22 protein-coding genes and 2 pseudogenes are annotated in these 26,768 nt (G+C 65.9%); 13 read left to right on the top strand and 11 right to left on the bottom strand.

Translation table 11 applies throughout. The features are described 5' to 3' along the window. Positions 1 to 24: 24 nt before the first annotated feature. Entirely contained in the window at positions 25 to 3,540 is a 3,516-nt protein-coding gene (locus AC4AMJ_RS02710) for a DEAD/DEAH box helicase (protein WP_489917158.1), read from the bottom strand. Positions 3,541 to 3,739: 199 nt separating this feature from the next. On the opposite strand from AC4AMJ_RS02710, the gene AC4AMJ_RS02715 reads away from it, so the two are divergent. From AC4AMJ_RS02715 to AC4AMJ_RS02725, 3 genes are all read left to right on the top strand, one after another. Further along, on the top strand, positions 3,740 to 6,463 hold the full coding sequence (locus AC4AMJ_RS02715; RefSeq protein WP_489917160.1) for a hypothetical protein: 2,724 nt from the start codon (positions 3,740 to 3,742) through the stop codon (positions 6,461 to 6,463). Between the two features lie 341 nt (positions 6,464 to 6,804). After that, positions 6,805 to 7,026, top strand: a complete 222-nt coding sequence (locus tag AC4AMJ_RS02720) for a hypothetical protein (RefSeq protein WP_489917162.1) — start codon at positions 6,805 to 6,807, stop codon at positions 7,024 to 7,026. Positions 7,027 to 7,083: 57 nt separating this feature from the next. Beyond that, complete coding sequence (locus tag AC4AMJ_RS02725; RefSeq protein WP_489917164.1) at positions 7,084 to 9,669, top strand: LuxR C-terminal-related transcriptional regulator; 2,586 nt, start codon at positions 7,084 to 7,086, stop codon at positions 9,667 to 9,669. Between the two features lie 10 nt (positions 9,670 to 9,679). Here the strand turns inward: AC4AMJ_RS02725 and menE are convergent, their stop codons facing one another. The 6 genes and pseudogenes from menE to AC4AMJ_RS02755 all read right to left on the bottom strand — a co-directional run bounded on the left by menE (position 9,680) and on the right by AC4AMJ_RS02755 (position 13,893). After that, on the bottom strand, positions 9,680 to 10,846 hold the full coding sequence (gene menE / locus AC4AMJ_RS02730) for an o-succinylbenzoate--CoA ligase (RefSeq protein WP_489918358.1): 1,167 nt from the start codon (positions 10,844 to 10,846) through the stop codon (positions 9,680 to 9,682). A gap of 161 nt (positions 10,847 to 11,007) precedes the next feature. Beyond that, positions 11,008 to 11,322, bottom strand: a pseudogene (locus tag AC4AMJ_RS02735) (DUF3349 domain-containing protein); the annotation flags it as partial. Positions 11,323 to 11,396: 74 nt separating this feature from the next. Further along, positions 11,397 to 11,708 carry a DUF3349 domain-containing protein gene (locus tag AC4AMJ_RS02740; RefSeq protein WP_489897102.1) on the bottom strand — a complete coding sequence of 104 codons (312 nt, stop codon included), beginning with the start codon at positions 11,706 to 11,708 and terminating at the stop codon, positions 11,397 to 11,399. Between the two features lie 36 nt (positions 11,709 to 11,744). Further along, the gene (locus tag AC4AMJ_RS02745; RefSeq protein WP_489917165.1) at positions 11,745 to 12,029 is read right to left on the bottom strand and encodes a hypothetical protein; all 285 of its coding nucleotides are present in this window, start codon (positions 12,027 to 12,029) and stop codon (positions 11,745 to 11,747) included. Between the two features lie 21 nt (positions 12,030 to 12,050). Further along, positions 12,051 to 13,301 (bottom strand): inorganic phosphate transporter, encoded by a 1,251-nt coding sequence (locus tag AC4AMJ_RS02750; RefSeq protein WP_489917166.1) that lies wholly within the window; start codon positions 13,299 to 13,301, stop codon positions 12,051 to 12,053. A 205-nt stretch (positions 13,302 to 13,506) separates the two neighbouring features. Then, a complete protein-coding gene (locus AC4AMJ_RS02755) occupies positions 13,507 to 13,893 on the bottom strand; it encodes a hypothetical protein (RefSeq protein WP_489917167.1) in 387 nt (128 codons plus the stop codon). Positions 13,894 to 14,164: 271 nt separating this feature from the next. On the opposite strand from AC4AMJ_RS02755, the gene AC4AMJ_RS02760 reads away from it, so the two are divergent. Together AC4AMJ_RS02760 and AC4AMJ_RS02765 are read left to right on the top strand one after the other, a co-directional pair. Beyond that, the gene (locus AC4AMJ_RS02760) at positions 14,165 to 14,392 is read left to right on the top strand and encodes a ribbon-helix-helix protein, CopG family (protein ID WP_489897099.1); all 228 of its coding nucleotides are present in this window, start codon (positions 14,165 to 14,167) and stop codon (positions 14,390 to 14,392) included. Then, positions 14,389 to 14,691 carry a toxin gene (locus tag AC4AMJ_RS02765; protein ID WP_489917168.1) on the top strand — a complete coding sequence of 101 codons (303 nt, stop codon included), beginning with the start codon at positions 14,389 to 14,391 and terminating at the stop codon, positions 14,689 to 14,691. The genes AC4AMJ_RS02760 and AC4AMJ_RS02765 overlap by 4 nt, the downstream gene beginning before the upstream one ends. A gap of 790 nt (positions 14,692 to 15,481) precedes the next feature. Here the strand turns inward: AC4AMJ_RS02765 and AC4AMJ_RS02770 are convergent. Further along, entirely contained in the window at positions 15,482 to 16,267 is a 786-nt protein-coding gene (locus AC4AMJ_RS02770) for a M23 family metallopeptidase (RefSeq protein WP_489917169.1), read from the bottom strand. A gap of 1,092 nt (positions 16,268 to 17,359) precedes the next feature. Here AC4AMJ_RS02770 and AC4AMJ_RS02775 point away from each other — a divergent pair. The 8 genes and pseudogenes from AC4AMJ_RS02775 (at position 17,360) to AC4AMJ_RS02810 (ending at position 23,443) form a co-directional block, all read left to right on the top strand. Next, positions 17,360 to 17,752 carry a hypothetical protein gene (locus tag AC4AMJ_RS02775; RefSeq protein ID WP_489897097.1) on the top strand — a complete coding sequence of 131 codons (393 nt, stop codon included), beginning with the start codon at positions 17,360 to 17,362 and terminating at the stop codon, positions 17,750 to 17,752. A gap of 81 nt (positions 17,753 to 17,833) precedes the next feature. After that, positions 17,834 to 18,367 (top strand): annotated as a pseudogene (locus tag AC4AMJ_RS02780) (adenylate/guanylate cyclase domain-containing protein); the annotation flags it as partial. A 277-nt stretch (positions 18,368 to 18,644) separates the two neighbouring features. Further along, complete coding sequence (locus AC4AMJ_RS02785; protein WP_489917170.1) at positions 18,645 to 19,712, top strand: LLM class F420-dependent oxidoreductase; 1,068 nt, start codon at positions 18,645 to 18,647, stop codon at positions 19,710 to 19,712. A 68-nt stretch (positions 19,713 to 19,780) separates the two neighbouring features. Beyond that, complete coding sequence (locus AC4AMJ_RS02790) at positions 19,781 to 20,941, top strand: YihY/virulence factor BrkB family protein (RefSeq protein ID WP_489917171.1); 1,161 nt, start codon at positions 19,781 to 19,783, stop codon at positions 20,939 to 20,941. Positions 20,942 to 20,983: 42 nt separating this feature from the next. Beyond that, positions 20,984 to 21,382, top strand: coding sequence for a phage holin family protein (locus AC4AMJ_RS02795; protein WP_489917172.1), 399 nt, complete (start codon positions 20,984 to 20,986; stop codon positions 21,380 to 21,382). Then, the gene (locus tag AC4AMJ_RS02800; protein ID WP_489917173.1) at positions 21,379 to 21,663 is read left to right on the top strand and encodes a DUF3618 domain-containing protein; all 285 of its coding nucleotides are present in this window, start codon (positions 21,379 to 21,381) and stop codon (positions 21,661 to 21,663) included. The genes AC4AMJ_RS02795 and AC4AMJ_RS02800 overlap by 4 nt, the downstream gene beginning before the upstream one ends. Positions 21,664 to 21,673: 10 nt before the next feature. Continuing rightward, entirely contained in the window at positions 21,674 to 21,943 is a 270-nt protein-coding gene (locus tag AC4AMJ_RS02805) for a DUF4235 domain-containing protein (RefSeq protein ID WP_489897079.1), read from the top strand. A 531-nt stretch (positions 21,944 to 22,474) separates the two neighbouring features. Beyond that, positions 22,475 to 23,443, top strand: coding sequence for a hypothetical protein (locus tag AC4AMJ_RS02810; protein WP_489917174.1), 969 nt, complete (start codon positions 22,475 to 22,477; stop codon positions 23,441 to 23,443). Here the strand turns inward: AC4AMJ_RS02810 and AC4AMJ_RS02815 are convergent, their stop codons facing one another. Genes AC4AMJ_RS02815 through AC4AMJ_RS02825 form a run of 3 tightly spaced genes read right to left on the bottom strand, consistent with a single transcriptional unit; the run spans position 23,444 to position 26,741 of the window. Then, the gene (locus tag AC4AMJ_RS02815; protein WP_489917175.1) at positions 23,444 to 24,673 is read right to left on the bottom strand and encodes a glycosyltransferase; all 1,230 of its coding nucleotides are present in this window, start codon (positions 24,671 to 24,673) and stop codon (positions 23,444 to 23,446) included. It lies immediately after the preceding gene. Next, positions 24,670 to 25,803, bottom strand: coding sequence for a glycosyltransferase family 4 protein (locus tag AC4AMJ_RS02820; protein ID WP_489917176.1), 1,134 nt, complete (start codon positions 25,801 to 25,803; stop codon positions 24,670 to 24,672). The genes AC4AMJ_RS02815 and AC4AMJ_RS02820 overlap by 4 nt, the downstream gene beginning before the upstream one ends. After that, positions 25,800 to 26,741: a hypothetical protein gene (locus tag AC4AMJ_RS02825; RefSeq protein ID WP_489917177.1), complete on the bottom strand. Its 942-nt coding sequence runs from the start codon at positions 26,739 to 26,741 to the stop codon at positions 25,800 to 25,802. The genes AC4AMJ_RS02820 and AC4AMJ_RS02825 overlap by 4 nt, the downstream gene beginning before the upstream one ends. Positions 26,742 to 26,768 lie beyond the last annotated feature (27 nt).

Raw genomic sequence — 26,768 nt, forward strand, 5'->3', positions numbered from 1 at the left:
ATCAAAGGATGAACGGTGGGGTAGTCAGTTTGGGTGAACTCTGGCCGGAGGCTCCGTCTGTTGTGGTGATACGTGCAGGTTCGCCGCATGTCTCGCCGTCACGTGTTCGACGTCTGTCCGGTTGGTGCGGACGTTCCGCGGAACGCCGGAGGCGGGCGTGAACTCCGCCAGCCACCCGAACAGCGGTCGGGCCGGAGCCGTCGATTTGGCCGGGATGAGGCCGATCGGGCTCATGATCGGTGGCAGGGTCTCGGGTACGAGTGGTTTGCTGATGATCTGATCGTCGTTCACGGGTGTGGCGGTTCGCCATGCGTCGCCGAGATGGACCAGCGCAACGATGGTCCCGTGATCGGTCATCGCGGCACCCACCTCGATGTCGAGGGCTCCGGCGAGCGCGAGAAGTACGCACTCAAACTCGCGGGCCGTTGCGCTTCCGGCTTTCAGCACGGCGGCCGCCGGTCGGGGCGCGCTGGTGGCGGATCGGTCGATACTGACCAGCTCCTCCAACCCGGCGCGGAGAGTGACCACGCGTGTTTCGTCGTCGCCGGTGCCGCTCAACACTTCAGCGATCGGCAGCAACTGCGGTTCGGGTGTGATCTGCGGCAGCAGATCCGAGAGAAGACGTTTGCGCTTGCCCTGGACGCGGGTTCGGACACGCCCTTGTTTGGTGACCACCGCCGTCGGCGGTGACAGCCGGCCGATGAGGTCGCGAGCCTCCTCGATGGCCGATGACTCGGCGAACTGCTGTGTCTGGGGAAGGTCGACGGTCGCGTTCTGGTAGGCGACATCTCCCTGCCGCGCATACAGGATCAGATCGGCGGCGAGCGCGGCGGAACGGGTCGAGCGCGGCACGGGCAGATCGATGTGCCGAGGAACGGTCGGTGTTCGTAGTTCCGCATGCGCTGTGCCGTCGTTGCCGATGATCACGAGGTGGGCCTCGGCCGGTCCCGTGTCGAGCGTGACGGATGTGCCGTTTGCGGGTCCCAACTCCAGGTGTGCCCGGCTGTGCATCAGGTGCTCGAAGTCGGTGCGCGGGAGATCGACTCCGCGGGGCGGCGAGTTGATCCGATCCGGGTCCAGGAAGTCGGCACCACGCGCCCGCCGCCACAGGAGCGGCACCCGCGTGCGGCGCGCATCGGGCTCCTGGAGATGCTCGAGGAACCAGAGCAGTCGTCCACTGCCGCGCCGTGGCTGTGGTGTGAGGTGCCACCAGGTGAGGCGGCGGGCGAGGTCGCCGGCGACCACCGGTTGCCAGGTGCCGAAACCGATGTAGCCCAGCGCGGCAATCCAACCCAGGTAGCGCGGCAGCGCGTCGACGGCCCGGGTCAGTTCCGACCGCGACATCCCGGCACCGGATACCCGCAGCCGGTCGGGCGTCGACAGTGCCGCTGCGGCCGCGGCGGCGCAGAACCGGGAGCCGAAATCGTTGTCGAGCAGACGATTCAAGGTCGGCGTCGAGGCGAGGGTCTCGTCGACCCATTGCGTGTAGGTCTTCGGATTGACCGGCCACTCACTCATGGCAGGTACCTGGTTGGCGATCGCCGCGATGACGATGTGCTCGGCGTCGGTCGCGTCCACAGGGGTGGGCAGTGTGGACAGGTGGGCGTGCAGATTGCACGCCGCGTCCACCCCGACCATGAGGCGGGTGGTCAGCGCGCCCAGCTCGGTCACCCGGAGGCCATCGTCGGTTTCGTCGATCAGCCTGTGGCGGATGAGTTGGTCGAGAACGCCGGTGAGGTCGCGACGTTCGCTGGTCTGGGCGTACGCGTAGGTGCCCTCGTACCAGAGTTGCGCATCGTCGCGGTGGGCGATGCTGCCGAGGAGGATCTCGGCGAGCACGGCGTCGGCGAGCTTGTCGACGAGCCGGCTGTTCACGCGGTACCCGGCGACAAGTCTTCTCCGCCAAGCGAGTTCCTCGTCACGCGGCACGAGGATGAAGCCGAAGCCCTCGGATTCGTGGCCGGCGCGGCCTGCACGGCCGAGCATCTGCTGGGCCTGACTGGTCTCGAGCTCGGACATCCCCAGCGTCAGGTCACGGATGATGACCGAGCGGGCCGGTGTGTTCACCCCGGTCGAGAGGCCGGATGTTGCCACGAGGGTGTCGATCTGTCGCGCATTGAATGCCGCCAGCGCCCGCTGGGCCTTCGGGGCGTCCCGAAAATGGATGCCGACGCCCCGCGGAAAGGTCTGTTCCACCAGGGCGTCGTCCTCGACGCCGCGGTAGCGGACCCCGGCTTGCAGGCCCGCGGTGCGTCGGACCGCGTTCTTGCTGCCGCAGAAGATCAGCACACTGCCCGCCGTGGCCCCAGATGATGTGGAATCGGCGCCGTCGTCGGACAATTCGTGCATGAGTTCGGTCAGGGCCTCGTCTTTGGCCTCCTCGTCGGCCCACGGTTTGCCCGAGGACTGTGAGTCATAGGTGACGAACTGGGTGATGAGGTTGGTGGGTCGCCAGTTGACCGTGATGAGCTGAGCGTTGAACCAGGCGGCGAGTTCGTCGGCATTGGCCGCCGTCGCCGACAGCGCGACGATCCGTGTGCGTTCGGCCGACGCCCGCAGACGTGCGAGCAGCGACTCCAGGGTGGCGCCCCGTTCGCGGTCGCCGACGAGGTGGACCTCGTCGACGATCAGACAGCCGACAGTGTCCAGGAACGATCTCAATGATGAACGGCGGTAGAGTGATTCGAACTTCTCAGTGGTCGCGACCCATAGTTGCGCGGTGCGGATGCGTTCGCTGGACAGGTTCGTCTCGCCGGTCAGCTCGATCGAACTGATGCCGTGATCGCGCCAACGGGCGGCGGTCGCGGCCACTTCGGCAGCCAGAGCGCGCGCCGGCAAGAGCCACACCGCCGGTCGCTTCTCCAGAAGGATCGAGCGGAGCGCGGCGACCTCGCCGATCAGCGTCTTCCCGGAACTCGTCGGCGCCACGACCATCACATGGCCCGAGGTGCTCAGCACCGTCGGAACGGACTTCGACTGCAGCGGGTTGAGTCGATCGAACCGATCCAGGTAGGGGAGAAGCGGCGGCGGAATCAGGGTCGTCGTCGGAGTCCATGTCTCCTCGCCCGCGGTGACCCGGTCCTGGCTGTCGATCATGAGGTCGAAGCCTGCCTCGAACGCCTCGACCAACTGCGGTGCGGTGTGCACCGTCCCCGAGTTCTCGTTGACCTCGAGTTCCTTGCGCGTGAAGTTCGTCGAATGGTTCAGGACGCGGTCGTCGGCCAGTAGGACCTTCTCGTGCAGGTTGCGGACGGTCACCACACGAACGCCGGCGCTGCGGAGGCGGCGCAGGGCGGCATCGTTGGAGGCTTCGGGTCGGGCGAGCACGATGACGTCGACGTGGCGTCGGTGCGCGGCGATCGTGTCGTCGAGGAGGGTGCGTGCCGGGTCGGAGGTGTCCCACCACGGGACCTTGATCCACAGGCGGTCCTTGGCCGTGCCGACGAACGTCCGCAGCCTGCGGTAGAGCGTGGCATCGATGCCGCTTTCCGCCGAGTAGCTGTCGACGTACTCGCTGCCCACCGAGGCCTCCTGTCCCATGTCTTGCTCATTGAACTGCGGGGCGTCGGGGATTGCAATTGGCGGTGGTGGGGGTGGGTGCCGGTGTCAGTTTGAGGATGAAATGTCATTCAAACGGGTGTAGGTGCATTCCCAATGTGGCGGCAAAGGTCGAAAATCAACAGATGCGCCGCTGATGCGGGCGGAGCTTGCGATCACCACGGAGTGAAGGGTGACGTCGGTGACAGGACAGAGCGGAGGACTGGTCGAGGTCCTCACGCATGGCGTGAGCGGAACCGAGATCTCGACCGTCCTGGACACGACGAGGGTGAAGGCCGTCCCGAACCCGAATGCGAGTCCGCACTCCAAGGGTCAGTTTGCGGCGTGTGCGGACCAGCCGCAGCATGTGGCAACCCACGGGCACGAACGAATCGCCTATCGGTGGGGCGGGATGACCTCCGGCCTGAAAGTGCAGGCGATCTGGGCGCTGTTTGCGCCGTTCGCACTGGTGAACGTGGCGTCGTGGATGGTTCCCGACCCCAAATCCAGACGATTCACGGTGTTGGTGGAAATCCTTCGCGCGCTGTTCCGATTGATCGGATTGGCTCTGACAGCAGTTCTCATCGCGCAGATCACCTACATCGTGGCCGATGCGCTCGCCAGTCAATGCCAGCAGTTGACGGTGGGCGATCACTCGTCGCGGTGCTGGACGTGGTTGGGAAACGACTGGTGGGGCGCTCACAATTCGGCGCTGCGTGCGTGGGCCGTCCTCGCTGTGCTGCTCGTCATCTTCGGGGTGGGTGCGTTCGTGTCGCTGTGGCGGGACAACGACCACGACCTGCGCGCTGAAGTGACGGGATCGAAAGCAGACTCGAAGCGAACCTATGTGGAGCGGTTTCGGGACCGGGTCGCCGAGAACCGCCCACCGTCGGCGATCGACGATGGCGGCTGGCAGCCGCCGGCCATCGCAGCGGACGATTTCGTCCGGCCCTTCGACGGACGCGCCACGTTCCTGCTGACCACCCATGCGATCGTGGGCATCCTGACGGCCGCGTTCATGTTAGCTGGCGGCAGGTTGGACAACGGGCTGCAGTGGACTGTGCTGGTCCTCATCGGCATTGCCGCGCTGGTCACCGCAGCCTGCAACGATCCCCGTGCCTCCGGCGGTCAGGACCGGTTCGGCGGCCCGAACTCGACACTCCCGCTGCTACGCCGCATGTGGTGGGCGTTCACGTCGTGGCGGTCGGCCGGATGGGTGGCCGCCAGCTTCCTGATCCTGTGGTGGATCTGCGCATGGACGCTGCCCGGCCGTCTCGACAGCGCCCTGAACAGTCAACGCGCAGATTCGGATTCGGCGATTCATTCGATCGGCGGGTCGAACGTCATCGGCGCCGCGCTGGTGGTCGCGGCAGTACTGCTCGCAGCGGCGATCGTGGTGACCGCCGCGATCGTTCTCTTTCGGGGGCAACAGCAGTCACCGGTCGCGCCCTGGCTTCGGGGTTGGCACGCGCCCCTGGTGGCAGCGCTCGGCGTGCTCCTGGGTACCGGCGCCGGCGTGGCGCTGAGCCAACTCATCATCGGTGCTGTCGTGACGGATTCGAGGCCGCAGTCGGCGCCGACGAACGTCGTGGCAAAGGTGTGGACGTCGGTGGTTCAACTGCTGTCGGCAGGTGCGCTCGACGACACGAACATGGTGACCCCCAGACCCTATGCGGCCATCACGTGGATGTGGGGCATGGCGGCGATGGTCAGTGCCGGGCTGATCGTCGTCATTGTGAGCGTGGCGATGCTCATCCCGCGGCTCACCGGGCGTGATGCGTTCGTGCTGTGGGCGCCCAGGGTCACGATGGCGCGGGTCCTTCGCGTGAGGCGGACGCGTGGGCCGGTGTTCCGGTGGACCCTCGCGGCCGGCAAGTCGATGATCCCGGGCCTGGTGGGGATCTATGCGACCGCGGCGATGGTCTCGGCCGTCGTGGCGCAGTTCTCCCCGGGCTGGGTGGCGGAGACTGTCTGGATTCAGACACTCGGCATCCTGGTGCTGGTGGTGCTGGCGCTGTTCCTGCTGCGGTCGGTGTACAACGCGGCGAAGAGTCCGAAGAAGAACGGGCGCAGTCTCGGCGTGATCTGGGACCTCGCCTCGTTCTGGCCGCGCGAAGCACACCCATTGGTCCCGCCGGCCTATGCGCCGCGAGCCATTCGTGACCTCGAGGCCTACGTCAAGAACCGGCTGAACGACGGCGACCGGGTGATCCTCGGCGGACACAGTCAGGGTTCGCTGTTGATGTATGCGGTCGCCTGCCGGCTGGTGTGGATGGCCAAGACCGAGCAGATGGCCAGGGAGGAACACCAGGAGACGACCGCGCCCGGGGACGACGTCGACCAACGAATCGAACCGCCCCGGATCGGATTGCTCACCTACGGTTCGCAACTCGGCTGGGCCTATGGTCGCGCGTTCCCGACGGCGCTCGGGCACACCTCGCATGTGGCGCTGCGATCGATGCTCAAGGGGCGCTGGATCAACATGGTCCGGTTCACCGACTATATCGGCGACGGTGTGTTCTGCCATGTGGGTCGTCGGGGGCTGACGACGTATGTGGGTGGGGACATCGTGAGATCGTCGCAGAGTGAGGCGGACACCGTCGCCGACGGTCCGTGCTTCGAGTTGACCACTGCGGTCGACGACGGCCAAACGGTCAGCGAGGTGTGGCTACCGGATCCGTCGCCGGGCGACGACCCGGAGTCGGTGACCCGCCAGCATTCGGCCTACACCTCCGATCGGACCTGGGATGTGTGGATCGACAAGCTGTGGCCGCCGCCTTCTGCGATGACCGCCGACGTCGACAACGTTCCAGACGAAAGTTTAGGACAGCGAACAGAATTGACAGCGGTGATGACCATGCCGGCACCCGAGGCTGAGTCGTCGGATGCTGCTGGACTCAGCAAAACTGCGCCCGTCGATCCATGATCTGTGAGGACATGCAGACGTCGGCGGTCAGAACGTCTCCGTTCAGGACGGATTCTGCCGCCCGGATCCATGCGAATGAGCGCCATTTCTGAGGCAGGCGTGAATGCATTTGACGGACAACAAAGTGCAGTTCGTTTGGCTAATTAATCGGGCGTTCGCGCTGATCAACCCATGGTGTGTCGCGGGTGCTGGTGGGGTAGCCGCCACCGGAAATGTAGTAGCGGACTACCTACGACAACGTGACTCATGTGGTGCACGGTGAACAATGTGCGGAACACGCCGCGCCCCGAGCCCAAGGAGCCTGGCATGACTTCGTCACATGGCCGTCGACGGGTGCCCTGATGAGCGGCGATGCGGCACAGTCCGGCTCGCGCCGCTTGCAGGCGATCGACCAGTTGCCGCTGCCGTACTCCGAGGCCCTGCGCCTGCGGGCCGCCGGAATCGGCGACGAACTGATCGCTTCCATACTCGGCGTCGACATCGAGGCACTGCCGGGCGTATACGCCCTGGCCGAGGACAAGATCGCGGCGATCCTCGACAATTCCGGGCGACCGTCGGCGTAGGTCGCGAAGATCTCCGGAACCCCGATGCCCGCGCCACCGCCGCCATATCCTGAGATGGTGGACGGGTGGCCGCTGGTCGGTCGCGACGAGGAAATTCGACGCATCTGCGACGCGGTCGGCGGCCGTGACGCGTCGGGGATAGTCCTGTCGGGTACGGCGGGCGTCGGCAAGACGCGGTTGGCCCGCGAATGCGCCGCCCGCGCCCGCAGCCATGGATTGGTGTGCCGGACGGTCACCGCCACCGCCTCGGCACGCTCGATACCGCTCGGCGCGTTCGCCGACTACGCGCGATCATTGGGTCCCGACCTGCTCGACCGCATCACCGACGTCGCCGACGCGGTCGCCGACGCGTCCGAGCGGGTGCTGCTGGTCGTCGACGACGCGCACCTTCTCGACGACCAGTCGGCGCTGGTGGTGGCCCAGCTCGTCCGGCAGCGCCGGGCCGCGCTGATCGTCACCGTCCGCCAGGGCGAGACGGTGTGCGACGCCGTACGGTCACTGTGGAAGGACGACATCGTACCGCTGCTGTCGATCCAGCCGCTGTCGGTGGCCGACGTGATCACCCTGGCGGAGGCCGCGCTCGGCGGACAGGTGGATTCGGCCAGCGCGCAACGATTCTGGCAGCACACTCACGGCAACATTCTCTATCTGCGCCAACTCCTCGTCGACGAGCGCGCCGCCGGGCACATCCGTGAGATCGGCGGAGTGTTCGTCTGGGAAGGCCGGCCGCAGGTGTCGGCCACCCTCGCCGACCTCGTTGCCGCCTCGATCGGCCGACAGCCTCCGGCCGTGCTCGATGTCGTCGACACTCTCGCTGCCGCAGGCATTCTGGATCTTCAGGTGCTGGCCGACATCTGCGGGGCCGACGCCGTCGACGCCGCGGAGATCGCGGGCATGATCCTTGTCGACACCGACGACGAGTGGCAGACCGCGCAGTTGGCACACCCGCTGTACGGGGAGGTGCGTATGGCTCAGCTGCCGACCCTTCGAGTCCGTGGGCTGCGCGGCCGGATCGCCGACGCCCTGCGTCGCCAGTCCGAATCGTTGTCACCGGTCCAGAAGGTGCGGCTGGCCGTGCTGAGCGCGCAGTCCGACACAGCCGTCGCGGTCGACGAATTGGTCGTCGGGGCCCGCGCTGCCGTCGATCTCCTCGACGCCGACACTGCCGAGACGCTGGCCCGCGCCGCAGTCCGCCGCCAGGACTGCCCGAGGACCCGGTGGACGCTGTACTTCGCCCACATCAGCGCGGGACACCTGGCGGGTGCCCTCCAGGTAGCCCGAGAGATCCGGGAGCGAACAACCGATCCCGGCGAACTGACCCTGATCGCCCTGCGGATTGCCATGGTGGCCGTCAGCTACGGCGAAATGGTGACCGCCGAGGAAGAGTTGGCCCGGGTGTCGCAGGCCGACAGTGCCCGCCACGGGTACGAGCGGCTGTACCAGTGCGCGCAGGGGTCGGCGCACACCATGCGCCGCGAGTGGCAGGCCGCGATCGACACGTTGACACCCATCGCGGAGACCTCCACGCGGAAGGGCATATTCGCCGACCACTTCGCCATTCTCGCACTCATCCTGTCGCTGGCAGCGGTGGGACGGATCGATGCCACCCACGCCCACTTCGACCGCGCCTGGAACGTGGCCCGCGCGCTGCCCACCGAGTCCAGCTACGGCCTGGCTCTGACCTACGCGATCGCGCTCGAGATCGGCGGATACCTCGATCAGGCCCACCAGCTCGCCGATCGGATCCAGCCGCTCTCGGCCGATCATCCACGCACCCTCGCCGTCCGAGCCGAAACCTTCGGCAAGATCGCCGACGCCTGCGGCGACCTCGCCGTCGCGCAACGATGGCTGCGTGAGGCGGGCGCCCGGTTCTCCACCATCGATTTCAAGCTGCTCTCCGGTATCCGATTGCGCCCCTTCCTCATCGGTCCGAAGGAGGACACCGACTGCCTGCCCGCATCGTTCGTCGGACCCACCTCCGCACCCATGTTCTACGCATTCGAGGTGCCGATGACCGACGGATGGAAACGGGCGGTGCAGGGCGACCTCACCCACGCCATCGAAGCTCTGAACGTCGAATCCGAAGCGGCACAACGCAGCGGCGCATTGGGCGTCGAGGTCATGCTGCGTCAGGAAGCGGTGCAACTGGGTTGCCGCGCCGAGGCCGACCGGCTGACGGAGCTCACCCGGCTGGTGGACGGACCGCGCGTGCACGCTGCGGCCAAGCATGCCACCGGCCTTGCCGCCGTCGACGCCGACCAACTCATGGATGCCGCCGCCGGCTACGAGGCGTTCGGCGACCGGGTCGCCGCTGCTGATGCTGCGGCGCAGGCCGCGTGCGTGTACCGGCACGAAGGGCGGCGCGGCGCCGCGATGACCGCGACGGCGATGTCCGACCGGATCGCCGAGATTACCGGCGCGTGCACGCCGGCGCGCAAGGCCAACTCGGCGGTGGTCCCGCTGACCATGCGCCAACGCGAGATCCTCGAACTGGCGGCGACGGGGTTGTCGAACCGGGAGATCGCGCGTGAGATCGGCATGTCGGTGCGCACCGTCGAAGGCCACATCTTCCGGGCCTCACAGCGCACCGGCACCGCCAACCGTCACGAACTCATCGCGGTGCTGCGTGGGCAGCCGGAGTGAGGTGCGGTCGTCACGTCCGTCCTCCGAACCGCGCCCGCAACGCCCGCCGATCCACCTTCCCCGGCCCCCGCGTCGGCAGCTCCGCCAGCTCGATGACCTCGCGTGGCGCGGCATAGCGATCCAGTCGTTCGGTCACCATGCCGCGGATGTGTTCGGCGTCGACTGTGCTTGTGCCGGAGGCGACCACGAAGGCGACCACCTGCTCGCCGAGACGTTCGTCGGGCAGGCCAACGACGGCGCACTCGGCGATGGACGGGTCGTCGAGGATCACGGCCTCCACCACCTGGGGCACGATGGTGAGTCCGCCACTGCTGATCGCTTCGTCGGCGCGACCGAGGATGGAGAGCACACCGTCGTCATCGACGGTTCCGAGGTCGTCGGTGCGAAACCAGCCGGGCTCGGCGAAGGCCGGATGGTCGGGGCGGTTGCGGTAGCCGCGGGCCACCATCGGTCCGCCGAGGATCACCCGGCCGACGCCGTCGGGGTTGGGGTGTTCGATCCGGATGGTGACACCGTCCAGCCGAACGCCGTCGTAGACACAGCCGCCGGCGGTCTCGCTCATGCCGTAGGTGCGGGTGATCGGTATCCCGGCGTCGATTGATTTGCGCAGCAACGGAATCGGGGTGGCTGCGCCGCCGACGAGGAGCGAATCGCACTCACGCAGGGCGGCGGTGGCGCGCGGGGAGTCGAGGACCTTGATCAGCTGGGTCGGGACCAGCGAGGTGTAGCGGCGCGGGCCGTCGAGGGTGTCGAGGGCGTCGGCGAAGGCATCCGGATCGAAGCCATCGCCGACGTCGAGGACCGTCGGGGTGAAGCCGGAGGCCAAGGCGCGCAACAGGACCTGTAAGCCGGCGATGTGGTGCGGAGCGAGTGCCAGCAGCCAGTTGCCGGGCCCGCCGAGCCGGTCGGCGGTGGCCTGCGCCGAGGCGGTCAGACTTGCGGGTGTGTGCTGGGCACCCTTGGGGACGCCGGTGGTGCCCGAGGTGGAGATGACCAGCGAGATGTCGTCGTCGATCGGTTCGTCGACGCCGAGGGCCTCACGCAGGATGGCGACCTCGCGCGGAACGTCGGGGACCGGGACGTAGGCGGCCGAACCATCGAGGATCGCCGAGAGCTCGGCGCGACGGTCGAGAACGTCGGGCCGGGTGGGGAGGTGAAGGGCGCGAAGGGTCTTCAGGACTCGTCTCCGGCCGGGTCGTCGGGTTCCGTCGACGGACTATTGGGTTCTGTCGGCGAGTTTTCGGGTTCCGTCGGCGGATTATTGGGTTCTGTCGGCGGGATTTGGGGTTCTGTCGGCGGATTATTGGGTTCTGTCGGCGGGGGTGGCGGAGGTGGGGTGGCGGGGGCGAGGGGGGAGTCGTCGAAGGGCCAGCCGGAGGCCTCGAGGTGTTTGCGGACGCGGGTGACGTCGGCCTCGTGGGGGAGTTCGTGGGTGACCTTGGTGATCTTCACCCCGGCGTCGATCTTGGAGATCGGCTCGGGCGGCGGGGCGGACTCGGCGATCAGGTCGGCGGAGACCTCCTCGATCTCCTCCTCGGTCAGCTGACGTCGGAGCAGCGCGACGAGTGGAATGTAGTCGGCCTGCGGCACGCCCTCGGGGTAGCCGGCGCGCAGCCACTCGATGATTCGTTGAAGAAACTGCGGTCGATCCATGGCTACACCCCCTTCATTCCGGCAGCAAGACACCCGATGACCTGCTGCGATTGTATTCGCTGCGTCGGTGACCGTCAGTTGGCGCTCGACGAGGCCAGCGGCCATCCGACGGCCGCGAGACGCGAGGCCACCTGATTGATCTCCTCGGGAGTCGGCTCGCTGTCGGTCACGCCGGCGATCGCTCCGCCGATCTGTTCCTCGGTCACCGGCTCCTTCACGCCGTATTCACGGGCGAGGTGCAGCGCGACGGTGGTGACCTCCTGCTCGTCGAGCACGCGGGTCAGCAATGCCATCAACGGCGGGAAGTCGGTCCGGGAGACGCCTTCGGGATAGCCCTTGCGAATCCAGTTGATCGCCGACTCGAACAACGGGGTGCCTTCAGCCATGGATGTTGATGCCTTCGATAGACGTTGTGATCGGCACTACTTGTACGCCCCGGACGGGAAGATCTGGATGTCGAAGTAGTAGAGGATCGTCTGTCGGGTGATCCACAGCAGCCCGAACGCGATGGCCGCGATGACGATCGCGAACAGCACATACGCCGCGGCACGCAGCGCCGGATTCGGAGCGGCCACCGTTCCGTCGGCGTTCTGGCCCCCTTGACCTGCCGCCATCAAGCGGATGCCGATCGCGAACACGGCGGGCAGACCGGCACCGAACAGCAGGCCGATCACCAGGACCTTGAGGATGGATTCGAGGATGTCCATGACGATGTCCTTTCAGGTCTGTCAGGCGGTCGGGGACTTGGCTGACGGCGCCTGGGCCGGGGGCTGCGGCGTGTCGGCGGCCGGGATGATCGAGTTGGTGGACTCGTCCCAATCGGCGTTGACGTTGGCCGCGTTGACCTTGTTCTGCTGCGCGCGCCAGTACATGTACGACGAGGCCGCGATCAGCAGCGCGAAGATGACGATCGAGCCGACGACGTCGCCCATCAGGTGTCCGAGGAAGTAGCAGATGGCGCCGACGAGTCCGGCAGCCGGAAGTGTGGTGACCCAGGCGACGACCATGCGACCGGCGACGGCCCAGCGAACCTGTGCGCCCTTCTTGCCGACGCCTGAGCCGAGGATCGAACCGGTCGCGACTTGCGTGGTCGACAACGCCATGCCCGCGGCGCTCGAGGTGAGGATGATCGCCGCCGACGATGCCTCCGCGGCCATACCCTGCGGCGAGGTGATCTCGACGAGGCCCTTGCCCAGGGTGCGGATGATGCGCCAGCCACCGAGATAGGTGCCCAGGGCGATGGCGGCCGCGCACGAGAAAACGATCCACACGGGCAGGCCGTGGCTGACCGAACCGGCGTTGAGGTGGCCCGAGGCGATCAGCGCCATCGCGATGACACCCATCGTCTTCTGCGCGTCACCGGTGCCGTGGGCCAGGGAGACCAGCGAGGCGGTGACGATCTGGCCCGAGCGGAAGCCGCTCTCCTTGCGCGACTCCAGCACTTTGGCGGTGATCCGGAAGACCAGCCAGGTGCCGCAGGCCGCGACCGCACAGGCGATGAACGGCGACGCCAGCGCCGGGACGATGATCTTCGACATGATGCCGTGCCAGTTGATGCCGCTGGTGCCGAGCGCGGCGATGCCCGAGCCGATCAGACCGCCGAACAGGGCGTGCGACGAACTCGACGGCAGGCCGAACAGCCACGTGAAGAGGTTCCACAGGATGCCGCCGATCAGGCCGGCGAAGATGATCATCAGCGCTGTCGTGGGAGACAGGCCGGAGACCAGGTCGCCCTTGTCCGGGCCGGACGTCTGCTGGATGTTCAGCACGTCCTTGGTGATGGTGGCGGCGACCTCGACGGAGAGGAAGGCGCCGACGAGGTTCAGGATGGCCGAGAGCCCGACCGCGACCTTCGGCTTGAGTGCCCCGGTGGCGATGGAGGTCGCCATCGCGTTTCCGGTGTCGTGGAATCCGTTGGTGAAGTCAAAGCCGAGTGCCGTGATGACAAGCAGCACAAGGATCAGCATCTCGCCGGTCATGCTCATAATGATGCGGTCTGGCCGGTCTCAAAACCTAAAAATCGGCTGTCCGATTTGACCGATCCGAGCTGGGAGTTTCTCGCGCGGCGACAGCTGTTCATCCAGTGTTCATGTTGTCGCACTCATCGCGCTGCAAAATGTGCCCGCGCCGTTATCTGAGGCGTCGCCGGGACGAGGCATTTCGACCGGCGCACGACCTCAGCTTTCAGTCGTGCGCGTTGTAGATCGCTTCGGCGAGTTCGAGCTTGAGCTGCTGGAACTCCTGTGTGGCGATCACCTGTGGCGAGCGCACCCCGTCCGGGCTGTCGCCGGGCAACTCGATCCGCCGGTCGATGATGACGCGTCCGGGCCGGGCACTCATCACCAGCACTCGCGTCGAGAGGAACACCGCTTCCTCCACGGAGTGTGTGACGAATTTCTCCACGGAGTGTGTGACGAACACGATGGTCTTGCGTTGTCGCCGCCACATCGACAGCAACTCCACCTGCAGTTTCTCCCGGGTCAGTGGGTCGAGTGCGCCGAACGGTTCGTCCATCAGGATGATTCGCGGATCGTTCACCAGTACCCGCGCGATCTGGGCGCGCTGCTGCATGCCGCCGGACAGCTCGTACGGGCGTCGTTCGCCGAAATCTTTGTATCGGGGCTCTGGCGGGCAGGATGACGTGGGTGATCACCTGGGTGCGGGACGCGCCCAGGGCGCGAGCTTTCATGTAATCGGTTTCGACGCCCATGATTCCGGACATCGTCGCGATCGTGATTGCCGGAAACGCCCCAGAAACAGCAGCCAGATCTTGGAGCTGTCACCCCGGGCGAAGATGCGCTGCAGGCCCCGCACATCGTCCTACTAACGGTAGGATGACCATATGGCCAAAGAGAAGGTCTCTGTGACCATCGACCATGCGGTGTTGGCGACTGCCGACGCTGACGCGAAAGCGGCGGGGTTGAATCGTTCGGAGTTGATCGAACGGGCTCTGCGTAACGAACATCTTCGGGTTGCTCTGGCAAGTTACTCGGCCAGCACTGTTCCCGCCTTGCGTATCGACGAGTATGCCGAGCTGATCTATCAGACAAATCGGTCCGGAGACTTGTGATCACACCCGGAGACGTGGTGCCCAGACGTGACACCGACCGCGAGATCTATGTTGCAGTCCTGTCCAACTCCATTCATTTCGCCGCCGACACCGGGCGCGCAATAGTGTGCCCCTACATTCCGGGTCCCGTGCCGCCGAGTGCGATGGCGATGGTCGTCCCTGTGCGCCGGCCGGAAGGCGTGGTACTCCCTGAGCTTGTCCAATGGCTTCCGGTCGTGGCACTCGACGACCCTATTGGCAACATTGGTTCCGACGCGCTGGCGCAGACTGTTGCGCTGATGACCGCGCTCGTCACCTGACGGACCACTCGGCGGCTTGTCGACCGGCGTACGGTCACGATGGTCGGCACGATTCCGCCCGTTTGGTGGTGACCTGGTGCCGCGCGCACGGATATTGATCGGCGGATGCCCCGCGGGCACAGCCGTCGAGAGGTCGAGAGGTCCGCCGACTCCAATGGGTAGCGACTTGGTTGAGGGAGGGCATCGTATTCCTGTGCGGTGCAAGAAATGTGGGGCGCCGACGTCTGTGCCCGCCGACTCTGCGGTGAAGCTGCGAGGATTCACTGACAGGCGGACTCGGCGGCAGCGATACTCCGCGCCGACGGCAGCGAGTAAATCGTCGCTGTGCCGCCGAACACTGCGAGCTCGGAGTCGATTCGCCGACCATGCCGGTGTGGGCGGGTATCACCGTAGAGCAACGGGTTTCACTGATCCCGTGAATGTCCGCTCAGCGGCGGACGCGTCGGCGCTCAACTCTGTACACCCGTCCCACATTTATAGAGTGAGTTGAGGATCACAGCCGCGGACTCTGGCGTCATCACGCGTCCATCGGCTGGCCTCTCGACTGCAGTCCGGCGTGGACACGTGGCCCGTTTCCCTTGGGCGCTTGCCGACTATCCGGAGCGTGTAACCAGGCCGTTGGCGTTGACCCTCGGCGACGACGTTGTCCTCGGCGTCCCTTAAGCGCAGGTTGGGTCTGCGGCTCTGCAGCGTCCGCGTGATCTGCGACGCCGACGGGGTGCCGGGGACGCGCCCAGACGAAGTCGTCGACGTCGCAGTCGTCACAGGGAGCAAGTCATATATCGACGACTTAGCCCAGGTAGCCGCGCGGATTCACCCGACCCTTGTATCCGTTGTTCCATGCCGGGGGATCTTTCAGGACCTCGAAATGCAGATGAGGCCCCGACGCGGCGCCGGTGGCTCCGGAGTACCCGATCAGCTGCCCCTTCGACACCCGCTGGCCATTGTTGATGACCGTGCGGCTCATGTGCGCGTAGCCCGTGAAGAACCCGCCATGGTTGATCAGGACGCAGATGCCGGCTTCGGAACCCATCCATGAGTTCTGGCTTCCGTAGCCCTCGAACTTCACCACCCCATCGCCTGCCGCAAAGACGCGGGTGCCAACGGGGACTCCGAGATCGATGCCGTTGTGGCCCTTCATTCCGTACTTCGCGTAGAGGCCTGGATTTGCGCCGAAGTCCTGGGTCACTCGGGGGTTGGCGACCGGCCATCGGAGACCTCGATTCGACGTCGGGGCGGGCTGTGATGCCCCGCACTTTCCCGTCACCGGATTGTTCGAGCCGGTCTGTATATCGACGTCTGCGACGTAATTCTTGTCGGACGTCCGGTACCACAGGTTGTCCCAGCCGCCGTTGGGAAGGTGTGCGCTGAAGTAGCCCTTGACGGCTTGCCCGCGTTCGTAGCAGGTGAGCGACAGTCGTTGGCCCTTCTGATACCAGCCGTGTTGCGTAGATTTTAGTGTGGGCCCGGACATTCGTTGTGTCTTGGCCATCACGGTGGCCGTCGGAGCAGCGTTCGCCGGTGCCGCGAATACTGTCAGTTGTGCGGCGCCCACCACGATCAGTGCGGCGATCACGGCGCTGGTCCGCCGGTGACGGGTGTGTGGGCCTGTCCATCGGATTGGGAATCTGGTAACGGTTGAGAGAAACCTACCCATTGGAACTTCTCCTTGTTGTGGGAAGGCATGCGCGTGGGAACGCTGAATTGTTCGGACGCACAGCCGTCGGCTGAGTCCGACGTGGCGGTGATTCGTATCTCTGTCACGGGGACAACGCAATTCGCGTCCGGAATTTCGGTACACGATTGCTCCACCATGGTCTCACCGGCCCGGAACGGGTGGTATACCTCATCTGAGGTAACCACGCGTCCATGGATCTGGCGTGTGTACACTCGGGAGTCTGAAACAGACTGCTGCACAGGGCAATATGAGGGATCTCAGTCCTGCCGGGTGTGGCACCTGGGTCATTCAAAGGAATGGTCGCGATCGGTGGACACGTGTTAGCCGGCCGCCTCGGTCGACTACGACCTGACCGCCACTCGCCCGAGCACTCATGTGAGAATCGGCTGACCCGATCTCGTGACCGGCGCTGGTGGCAATCTCGGGGTATAGCGGTGTTGCTCGGCATGTTAGGGCCGCTCAGTGACGACAGCCAATAGCGGGCGGTCGGCGCCGGACATCGGGTCCTGAGCATCGGCAACCGGCGAGGGCGAGTCGCCGATTCTGCGTCAGTGTTGGACAAACATAGTCCGTTGCGCATCGGTGTATTGCGCAGTCCGGTCAGCAGCGGTGGCCGACATGACCCGAAGGTGCCACGCGCTATCGTGAACTCGATGGCAGAGGAGGCGTCACCAGAAGCCTCCGGCTCGTCATCGGACAGAACGTTGACCCGGGTGATGCACAGGCGGCGGAATCGGTAGGCAGAGTTGCTGTTACGTCGGTTCCGGGTGGGGCCCATAGTGCGGTTCGGACCCAGGACGAACTGGCGCGCCTGGCCGGGTGCGGCGTCAACTCGACCGGCGGTTCCCGCCGTCGAAGAACTCCCTGCTCTTCTCCCGCGCCACCGGCACATCAGATTGCAGTGACACACTACTGAGCGCCTTCCCTCGTACCGCGACGACGATTCCTTTGTGGGTCGTCCGGCCCGCAGCCACCGAGAGGAGTTCGAAGATGTTGAAGAGACTGTTTGTCGTCGCGGCCGCGACGGCAGTCGTGTCCGTGCCATTCGCCGGAGCCGCGTGGGCCGACACCTCCAGCGGGCTGGGTGCGGGCGGTATCCCGGGGCACACCGGCGAGGTGATCGGTGCGGTCAACCCCGACTACAACCCGGACGGCGGCCCCCTTCCTCCCGGCGACGTGACCTCCGGTGTCGCAAAGCAGGACGGCAACACACCGGGAGCCTTCGGCGAGTCGCTCGATGGCTTCTTCGGAGGCGCAGGTATCCCGACCGACTATGGCCCGACGCCGCCCGGGTTGGGCCTCAAGGTGTTCACACCGGGGTGCGGCCACGGCGCTCACGCCACCGACAAGGCCGGATCGATTCCCGACAACGCGTGCTACTGACCGGAGCGTCGGGTGGCGGCAGCGGTTGTGTGCGGGGCCTGCGGCACCTCCCTGCGCGCCGGGGGCCCGGTTCTGCGACCGATGTGGCGCGCCTACCGGGGCTTCCGTTGCGCCCGCGGAGTACAAGCAGGCGACGGTGCTGTTCGCAGATGTGGTCCGGTCGATGGGGTTTGGCTGCGGTGCTCGAGCGGAGCGCTTCCGCGAGGTCATGACCGAACTTGCCAAGCAGTCGGCGTCGGTGGCCGAACACTATGGCGGGAGCGTGGAGTACACCGGGGGCGGCGTGATGGCGTGTTCCGCGCGCCGCTGGCGTTGGAGGATCACGCTGTCCGCGCCTGCCTGGCCGGCCTGGACATCCAACAGCGGGTCGGAGAGTTGGCCGCCGAGGTGGATCGCCACGACGGTGTGGAACTGCGGCTGCGGGTGGGGGTCAACTCCTGGCGGGTGATCGTCGGTGAGATCGGTTCGGGCTCATTGGGTTACGGCGCGGTCGGGGACCCGGTCCGGTTCGCCCAGCGGATGGAGTCGGTGTCGCCGCCGGGTGGGGTGCTGTTGTCGGAGTCGACCGCGCGGCTGGTCGAACACGTGGCCGTGCTCGCGGAACCGGAGCGTCTTCGTGTCAAGGGTGTCGACGGGCCGGTGGTGCGCCGACTGCTGGCGATCAGCCCGTCGGAGATGGCGCTCGCGCGCACCGACACCACCTTCGTCGGCCGACGCGGGGAGATGGCGGCCCTCGATGCGCTGATGGATCGGGCGATGGGTGGCCTCGGCACTGTCGTGCACGTGATCGGACTGCCGGGCAGCGGCCCGCCATCAGAGCGCCCTCAATCGGTAGCGATCGAACGCTCGGGTAGGACTGTGACGTCGGCAACCGCTGTGGAAGAATCCGATCATGACTGCTGCGATGAAGCTTGGAATGCCGATCAACTACGCGGGCGACTTCCGCGAGACGATCAACAACCTCACCGATTACGAGGCGGCCGGCGTCGAACGCATCACCGTCCCCGAGGCGTACAGCTTCGACGCGGTCAGCCAGCTCGGGTACATCGCGGCCAAGACCGAGAAGATGGAACTGCAGACCGGCATCCTGCCGATGTTCTCGCGCACCCCCACCAACCTGGCGATGACCGCCGCCGGGCTCGACTACATCAGCGGCGGCCGCACCGTGCTGGGCATCGGTGCGTCGGGGCCGCAGGTCATCGAGGGATTCCACGGCGTCAAGTACGACTACCCGGTCGGCCGGGCCCGCGAGCACGCCGAGATCTGCCGCATGGTGTGGCGCCGCGATAAGACCGACTACCAGGGCAAGCACTACACGCTGCCGCTCGACGAGGAGCACGGCGGTTCCGGTCTGGGCAAGCCGCTGAAGATCATCAACCACCCGGTGCGTGAACGCATCCCGATGCTGCTGGCCGCCATCGGCCCCAAGAACACCGAACTCGCTGCCGAGATGTTCGAGGAGTTCCAGCCGATTCTGTTCCACCCGGAGCAGATCGAGGCCGCGTTCGGTGAGGCCCTGGCCGCGGGCAAGGCCAAGCGGGACCCGTCGCTGGGTGAGCTGGGCATCGTCGTGCAGGCCACCGCCCGCGTCTCCGACGATGCGCAGGAGATCGAGAAGGCGAAGACGCTGGTGCGTCATCACGCTGCGCTCTACATCGGCGGCATGGGTGCGCGCGGCAAGAACTTCTACAACACCCTCGCGCAGCGTTACGGCTACGTCGAGGAGGCCAAGCTGATCCAGGATCTGTACCTGGACGGCAAGAAGGCCGAGGCCGCAGAGGCCGTGCCGGCGGATCTGGTGAACTCGATGTCGCTGATCGGCTCGCGTTCGGAGGTGGCCGAGCGGGCTGCCGCGTTCCGCGAGGCCGGGGTCACCTGCCTGCTGGCCTCGCCGGTGGCGGAGACGCACAAGGAGCGGGTGGCCGACATGGAGGTTCTCAAGGAGATCTTCGGCGGATAGTCGACGAACCGGGGTCCCGCGCCACCACCCCGAGGTTTCAGTTCCCCGTGTGGTGGTATCCGGGTCCCATGGCTACTGAGCACACGACATCGGCCTCGGTAGATGGCGTTTCCGATAGGGACGTGCGGGATGACCCTGCCTCGATCGATCCGGATGATCCCCGCAAACCCGAATCCCCGACAGACCTGACCAAGCCGTCGGTGTGGTTCGTCGTGCGCAAGACGGCGCGCGAGTTCTCCCGTGACCAGTGCACCGATCTCGCGGCAGCCCTGACCTACTACGCGGTGTTGTCCCTGTTCCCGGCGTTGCTGGCACTGGTGTCGCTGCTGGGTGTGTTCGGGCAGGGGGAGAAGACCACCGACACGGTGCTGCAGATGATCGACGACGTCGGCCCCTCGTCGGCCGTGGACACATTGCGCGGCCCGATCGAGCAACTGGTCTCCGCGCCGAGCGCCGGCATCGCCCTCGTCGTCGGTCTGCTCGGGGCGGTGTGGTCGGCGTCGGGGTATGTCGGCGCGTTCAGCCGGGCGATGAACCGCAGGTATGAAATCGACGAAGGCCGACCGATCTGGAAGTTGCGGCCGATCATGCTACTGATCACGCTGGTCGCCCTCATCATGGCCGCCGCAGTCGGAGTGATGCTCGCCGTCAGCGGACCGATCGCCACCTCCGTGGGCGATGCGATCGGGCTCGGCGACACCGCCCTGACGATCTGGAACATCGCCCGTTGGCCGGTGATTCTGCTCTTCGTGATCGTGGTGGTTGCCGTCTTGTACTGGGCGACACCCAACGTGAAGCAACCGAAGTTCCGGTGGATGAGTGCGGGTGCGGTGTTGGCCATCGTCACCTGGATTCTCGCGTCGGCGCTGTTCGGGCTGTACGTGGCCAACTTCTCGAACTACAACAAGACCTACGGCGCGCTGGCCGGTGTGATCGTCTTCCTGCTGTGGCTGTGGATCACCAACCTGGCACTGCTGTTCGGCGCCGAGTTCGACGCCGAACTCGAACGCGGCCGCCAATTGCAGGCCGGCATGCCCGCCGAGGAACACCTACAGCTGCCCGCGCGCGACACCACGGCGTCGGACAAGAACGCCAAGACCGACCAGGAGTTCATCGAACGGGGACGTGCGCTGCGAACGTCGCGCGGGAACCATGCCGATCCGTCGGCGGGCATCGACTCGGCGACCGACACCGACTCGTCGACCGGTGCCGAGCGTGAGCACGCCTGAGGCGGCCCAATCATCGACCACCACACCCAAGGAGGCGGCATCATGGCCGAACACAGAACAGAGGAGTTGTCGACCGTACAGCTCGTCGAACGATTGCAGCACCAGACCACCACGCTGGTCAGAACCGAGATCCGCGATGCGCTCGACGAGGTCAAGGCCAAGGGCACACGCCTGGGGATCGGCGTCGGCATCACCGGAATCGGCACCTTGCTCCTGCTTTTCGGCCTCGGCACGCTGGTGGCGGCCGCGGTCCTCGGGCTGGCCAACGCCGTGGCCGCGTGGCTCGCGGCAGTGATCGTCGGCGTCATTCTGCTGATGATCGGTGGCGTCGCGGCCGCGATCGGCGCGCAACGCGCCAAGTCCGCCGTCCCGCCTGCCCCGCAGGCCACCGCCGCCAGCGTCCAGCGTGACGTCGAAACAGTGAAGGAGCATCTCCGATGACCAGCCCAGCGGCCGAGCCCGGCAAGACCGGGCCCACCAACACCGCACCGGCCGTCGACGACCCACCACCGGTGGAACAACAGCGCGAGGAGCTCGCCGAGACCGTCGACGCACTCGCCAAGAAACTCGACGTTCCCGCTCGCGTCAACGCCGCCGCAGGTGAGCACCTCCACAATGCTGCCGACCACGTGCAAGAAAATCGGCAGATCGTGATCGGCACAGTCGTCGCCGCTGTGCTGGCGCTCGGCGCCGTCGTTGCCATCCGTCGCCGGAATCGATAGGAGTCTGCGAATGAGTTCTGTATCCAAAGCCTTCTACAAGCCGCTCGCGATCGGCGTCAGTGTGCTGGGCGGTATGGCCGCCAGTGCCGTGTTCAACAAGGTCTGGGCGAAAGTCTCCGATGAGCCCGATGCACCCGATCCGAAAGACCTGCAGCGCAGCAACACCGAAGTCCTCGCAGCCGCCGCGCTGCAGGGATTGATCTTCGGTCTCGTCCGTGCGGCTGTCGATCGTGCGGGGGCTCGCGGATACAAGGCGATCACGCACGAATCTCCGGAGTAGGGGCTGGTACCCCGCCGCCCATACCGGCAGTATCACGCCGAATCGTCCGCGATCTTTCGAGTTTGACGCGTTCGGTCGGCGGGATGATCGGGCGAAATCGGCGGTAGTTCGGACAGCGCTCCCGTGACGCAGGTCGCTTGCGTACAACTTTCGCCATTGGCCTCGCGCGTTGGTCGATGCATTCATCTGTTGCACAGCCTCGACGAGGTGCCGTATCGGTTCGATGTGCTCGGGGGACCGCGGCGGCCCTGCCGCCGGATCTGGTGACCTCGATGTCGCTGATCGGTTCGCGCTTGGAGGTGGCCGAACGGGCGGCTGCGTTCCGCGAGGCCGGGGCAACTGCCTGTCGTCCTCGCCGGTTCGGAGACGCACAAGGAACGGGCGGCGGACATGGCGGGGTGTGGACGGTGAGGGGTAGGGCCAACTGTTGGTCTCGTCTGCCTGATCCTGTGGACGAGTCTTGTGTTCGGCTTCGGGTAAGCGATGCGGGTAGGCTGTCCAGATCCTGTCAGTAAGGGGCTGGTGGAGTCGATGGGCAACAACCTGTGGCAGTCGCGGACCACGCTCTCACACGTCGCTGTCCACACGACGGTGACCATGGCAGTCGTGGCAATTGTGCTGTCGACACTTGTTGGCTGTATCAGTTCGGTCGCGCATGCAGCGGTAGCGCCTTTCGACGCAAACAGTTCCTGGCGAACGTCGCTCGCCGCGGGCGCTCCCGTCGACCCGAACAGCGCGGCAATGATCAGCTGGGCTGCGCGGCAGGACGCAATGACCGCGAATCTGGTTCAGTTCGGGATTCCGATTTATCACGCCGACGCAGCCACGCGTCGGTACACAGTGCGATGCACGGTCACCACGTGGGGCCAGTGCCCGTTCGCGGGCCTTGGTATTCCGATCCCGGACGGCGCGAGACCGCAATCGGGCTCGGACGGCGCGATGGTCGTCATCGACAATTCGACCCAGAAGATTTTCGAATTCTGGCAGGCCAGAAACCTAGGTGGCCGGTGGACCACGAGTTGGGGAGCGATCAATAACCTTTCCGGTTCAGGCTGGGGTGGCGCCAGCACAGGTTCCGGGGCTTCGAGGTTGGGCGGAGTGATACGGCTTTCCGAAGTCGAGCAGGGTTTTATTCCGCACGCGTTGGCGATTCAGTCCGACAACGCGTGCGCAGGTGTTTACCGCGCTCCCGCGACCAAGACCGACGGGCGGTCCCTACGGTGGGATTGCATTCCCGAGGGCGTCCGATTGCGGTTGGACCCCGGACTTGACCTCAATGCCCTTCCGCTGAGTCCGGCCGAGCGGATGGTGGGACGTGCGTTGCAGACCTACGGGGCCTATGTGATGGATGTAGGCGGGGCGCCGCTCAGCGTCAGTTTCGAACGCGATCCGACGGCGAACGCTCGTTCAATCGGCAGCATCTACACCGCTGCCGGACTCCGCTGGGACTATGACGATCTCGGAGGGTTGCCGTGGCGCCGGTTGCAGGTGCTGCGTTAACTATCCGCCAGTCAGACAGGCAGCCAGTAGGCGGTGCAGCTGCGCCGCGGCGTCGTTCAGATCAAACTCGCCGAGCACCAGTGCGCGCCCGTCTTCACTCATCGACCGGCGATGTGAGCAGATGACCTCGGTCAGTGCGCGATGCATGTCGTCGACGTCGCCGGCTTGCGCGAGGTGGCCGGTGACCTGATCGATCACGATCTCAGGGATCCCGGACAGCGCGGTGGACACGGTGGGTACCCCACTGGCGAGGGCTTCCATCAATGCGACGGGCAGACCTTCCATCTGTCCATCGGCCGCCACGACACTGGGCAGGACGAAGAGGTCGGCTGTGGCGAGTGCATCACGCACATGATCCTCGTCGCGGCTGCCGAGGAAGCGAACTCTATGGGCTACGCCCAACTCCTCGGCGAGTTGCTCCAAGTCTCCGCGCAGGGGACCGTCGCCGATCAGGTCGAGTTCGACGCGCTGTACGGGCTCGCCGTCCAGAGCCAACGCCCGCAACAGCACAGCGTGACCTTTGTATTCCTGGAGCGATGCGACGGTCAGCGCCGAAATCGGACCGATTGTCGGGACATCCCGTGCTCGGTAGGGGTACCGGGCGGTCTCGATTCCGCAGTGGACGACTTCGATGGGAGTCGGGCCACCATCGACTTCCTTCAGCAGAGTGCGGTTGTAGTCGGAGATGGTGGCCACGAATTCTGCATCGCGCACCTTGCGCGCCAGCATCGCCTTGTCCACGTACAAGTCGTGGGCATGAGCGGTGAAACTGTAAGTGCTGCCGATCAATTGGCGACACACCCACGCCGCTAGGGCGGGGTAGCTCGCATAGTGGGCGTGCACGTGTGGGGCCGGCGACTGCGCCGATAGGTCACGAGCATGCGAACACGCGAGTGCGACGGTGGTCAGCGCCCTGATCAGCAGTGCGGGCTTATGGCGGTATTCGGCGACGACGACGCGTCCGACTCGCAGGAGCGCCCGGGGTCTGTGAATCATTGCCCAGCCGACTCCCCTTAGCGCATCAAAGAGCCGAGGCCGAACCAGGCGGCCGACCCATTTCGCCGCGATACCATGGACGACCGTATCTGGCGCCGGGAACAACGACCGGAGTTCGACCTCGGCCCCGATGACGGCAGCGATGGCGTCGAGTTCGCGCACGATAAAGGTCTCTGACGTGACGGGAAACCGCGAGACGAAGTACACGAGTCGGCGCTCACCGCTGGTCCTCACCGCTTGACGACCTCCTCGTAAGTGGTGCGCAGCCGTGAAATCCATGCGGTCGACGAGAAGTGATCTCGTGCGCGTCGCTCTGCGGCAGCTCCCAGCGTGCCCCTGAGTTCGGGAGACGAGAGCAATTGGTTGACCCGGTCGGCCAGGTGCTCCGGATTGTTCGGTTCGAACAGCAACCCGGTCTCGCCGTCGACCACGATGTCGGGGATGCCGCCGATACTCGAGGCGGTGATCGCGCATGCGCCGGCGGAGGCTTCGATCAGCACTGTCGGTAGGTTTTCCCCACGTGTGGAGGGCAGGAGGACCACGTCCGCACACCGATACACATTGGGCATGTCTGTCCGCACGCCGGCGAAATGCACCGACCCGTCGAGGCCCAACGCGTTGACCTCGGCGCGCAGATCCGGCTCGAGTTCGCCGCCACCGACAAGCGCCAGCGTAGCGTTGGGGTGCTTCGCCAGGACGGCCGGCCACGCGCGGATTGCGATCGGAATGCCTTTGAAATCACGGAAGGCGGCCGGCAGTACCACCAGCGGCCGGTCACGGCCGCCGAGCTCGTCGCGGAACTCGGAAACAGCTTGCCCAGGAGTGAAATTGGACACGTCGATACCGTTGTGAAGGACCTGCCAATTGGTCGGGAGCGTGCCGCTGCGATACGTCTGTCGAAACGATTCGCGCGAGGCCTCGGACACGAACAGCGCGCGCCGCGAAGCAGTCGCTGCTTTCACCGCCAGGCGTTCGCGCGCCGCGGCCCGACCGCTCAGCGGGCGGGCGACATGGTGAAACGTGCAAACCAAGGGCGTGCGAGCGAGACGGGTCGCCGGAAGTGCCAACGTCATCGCCATCTCGAGGTGTGCATGCACCACGTCGTAGCCGCCGCTGCGGATCAAACGCGTCAGTCGGGGGATGGCCACCGGATCCAAAAGTCGGTGGATTCCGAGCGATCGGGTGGTGATGCCGGCATCGGACAGGATGGCCATCGTCTTGGCCGCGTTCATGGCTTCCGGTGAGATGCTCACGATGTCCATGTCGAGGTCGGTGCCACGGGCGGCCACAGCCATCGGTGCCAACAAGGTCTCGGCCCCACCCATACGGAATGCATCAATGAGTACGAGGACTCGCACGTTCACTCCACCACTCTCAGCTCGTTCCACGGAACACCGGACAGGTCGTCGTAGTCCCATCGAAGACCCACGGCAGTGTAAGTCTTGCCGATCTGGCCCGGGCCCGCCGTTGGATCGCGTTCGAAGCTCACGCTGAGCTCGGCGCCGCCCACGTCGACCACGTACCCGCCGTACCGCTGCATCGCGATCGCAACCATCTTCTCTGCCGGGGTCAGATCGAGTGCCCTGGTGTCGATCGACGGGTCCAGTTGCAGAAGTATGCCCTGGGGAAGGCAATCCGGTCGATCGGAGGTGCCGTCGGTTTTGGTCGCTGGTGGGCGAAAGGCACGAGTGCATGCGTTGTTCGTCTGTAAGGCCAACGCGTGCGGAATTGCGCCGCGCGTGACCTCCGCGAGTCTGATGACCCCACCGAGACGTGACGCGCCGGACCCGGTGCTGGCACCGATGCCGCCCCAGCCGCTGCCCTGTAAATCGTGGATGGCGCCGAACGCAACCGACCACGTGCCGTGCTGGCGTTGTGCCTGCCAGAGCTCATACGATTCCTTGTCGCTCTCGTCGGTGATGACCACCGCACCGTCCGGACCGGGCTGCGGTTGCGCTGTATCCGGAATCGGCACTTCGGTTCCCGCGAAGGGGCATTGGCCCCACGTGGTTTGCCGACAGGTCACCTGATATTCCGGGGTGGTGGGGTTCGCCGCGTAGATCGGCACCGCGAACTCGACCAGGTTCGCGTGGAGGGAAGGTCGCGGCGCGATGGCGTTCACCATCGCGGCACCATCCGGATCGATGTCTGGGTTTGTCGGAATCCGGGTGTTCCATGGACTGTCAGCGGCGAACACCGTGGCAATTTCGTCGTCGGGCTCGGGTTGCAGGGATGATCCACTGCAACCACCGACGAGGAGAGTGAGGGCCAGGATCATCGTGAGCGTTGTCGCCCGACTCACGGGCGATCCAGCGCTTCGACTACCCGG

It is taken from the genome of Gordonia sp. LMA484, assembly GCF_058129505.1.

Bases quoted from the DNA above. Each gene is read 5' to 3' on its own strand.
- AC4AMJ_RS02710 (WP_489917158.1), bottom strand. From the start codon at position 3,540: ATGGGACAGGAGGCCTCGGTGGGCAGCGAGTACGTCGACAGCTACTCG.
- AC4AMJ_RS02720 (WP_489917162.1), top strand. From the start codon at position 6,805: ATGAGCGGCGATGCGGCACAGTCCGGCTCGCGCCGCTTGCAGGCGATC.
- AC4AMJ_RS02740 (WP_489897102.1), bottom strand. From the start codon at position 11,708: ATGGCTGAAGGCACCCCGTTGTTCGAGTCGGCGATCAACTGGATTCGC.
- AC4AMJ_RS02745 (WP_489917165.1), bottom strand. From the start codon at position 12,029: ATGGACATCCTCGAATCCATCCTCAAGGTCCTGGTGATCGGCCTGCTG.
- AC4AMJ_RS02750 (WP_489917166.1), bottom strand. From the start codon at position 13,301: ATGACCGGCGAGATGCTGATCCTTGTGCTGCTTGTCATCACGGCACTC.
- AC4AMJ_RS02755 (WP_489917167.1), bottom strand. From the start codon at position 13,893: ATGCAGCAGCGCGCCCAGATCGCGCGGGTACTGGTGAACGATCCGCGA.
- AC4AMJ_RS02760 (WP_489897099.1), top strand. From the start codon at position 14,165: ATGGCCAAAGAGAAGGTCTCTGTGACCATCGACCATGCGGTGTTGGCG.
- AC4AMJ_RS02775 (WP_489897097.1), top strand. From the start codon at position 17,360: ATGTTGAAGAGACTGTTTGTCGTCGCGGCCGCGACGGCAGTCGTGTCC.
- AC4AMJ_RS02785 (WP_489917170.1), top strand. From the start codon at position 18,645: ATGACTGCTGCGATGAAGCTTGGAATGCCGATCAACTACGCGGGCGAC.
- AC4AMJ_RS02790 (WP_489917171.1), top strand. From the start codon at position 19,781: ATGGCTACTGAGCACACGACATCGGCCTCGGTAGATGGCGTTTCCGAT.
- AC4AMJ_RS02795 (WP_489917172.1), top strand. From the start codon at position 20,984: ATGGCCGAACACAGAACAGAGGAGTTGTCGACCGTACAGCTCGTCGAA.
- AC4AMJ_RS02800 (WP_489917173.1), top strand. From the start codon at position 21,379: ATGACCAGCCCAGCGGCCGAGCCCGGCAAGACCGGGCCCACCAACACC.
- AC4AMJ_RS02805 (WP_489897079.1), top strand. From the start codon at position 21,674: ATGAGTTCTGTATCCAAAGCCTTCTACAAGCCGCTCGCGATCGGCGTC.
- AC4AMJ_RS02810 (WP_489917174.1), top strand. From the start codon at position 22,475: ATGGGCAACAACCTGTGGCAGTCGCGGACCACGCTCTCACACGTCGCT.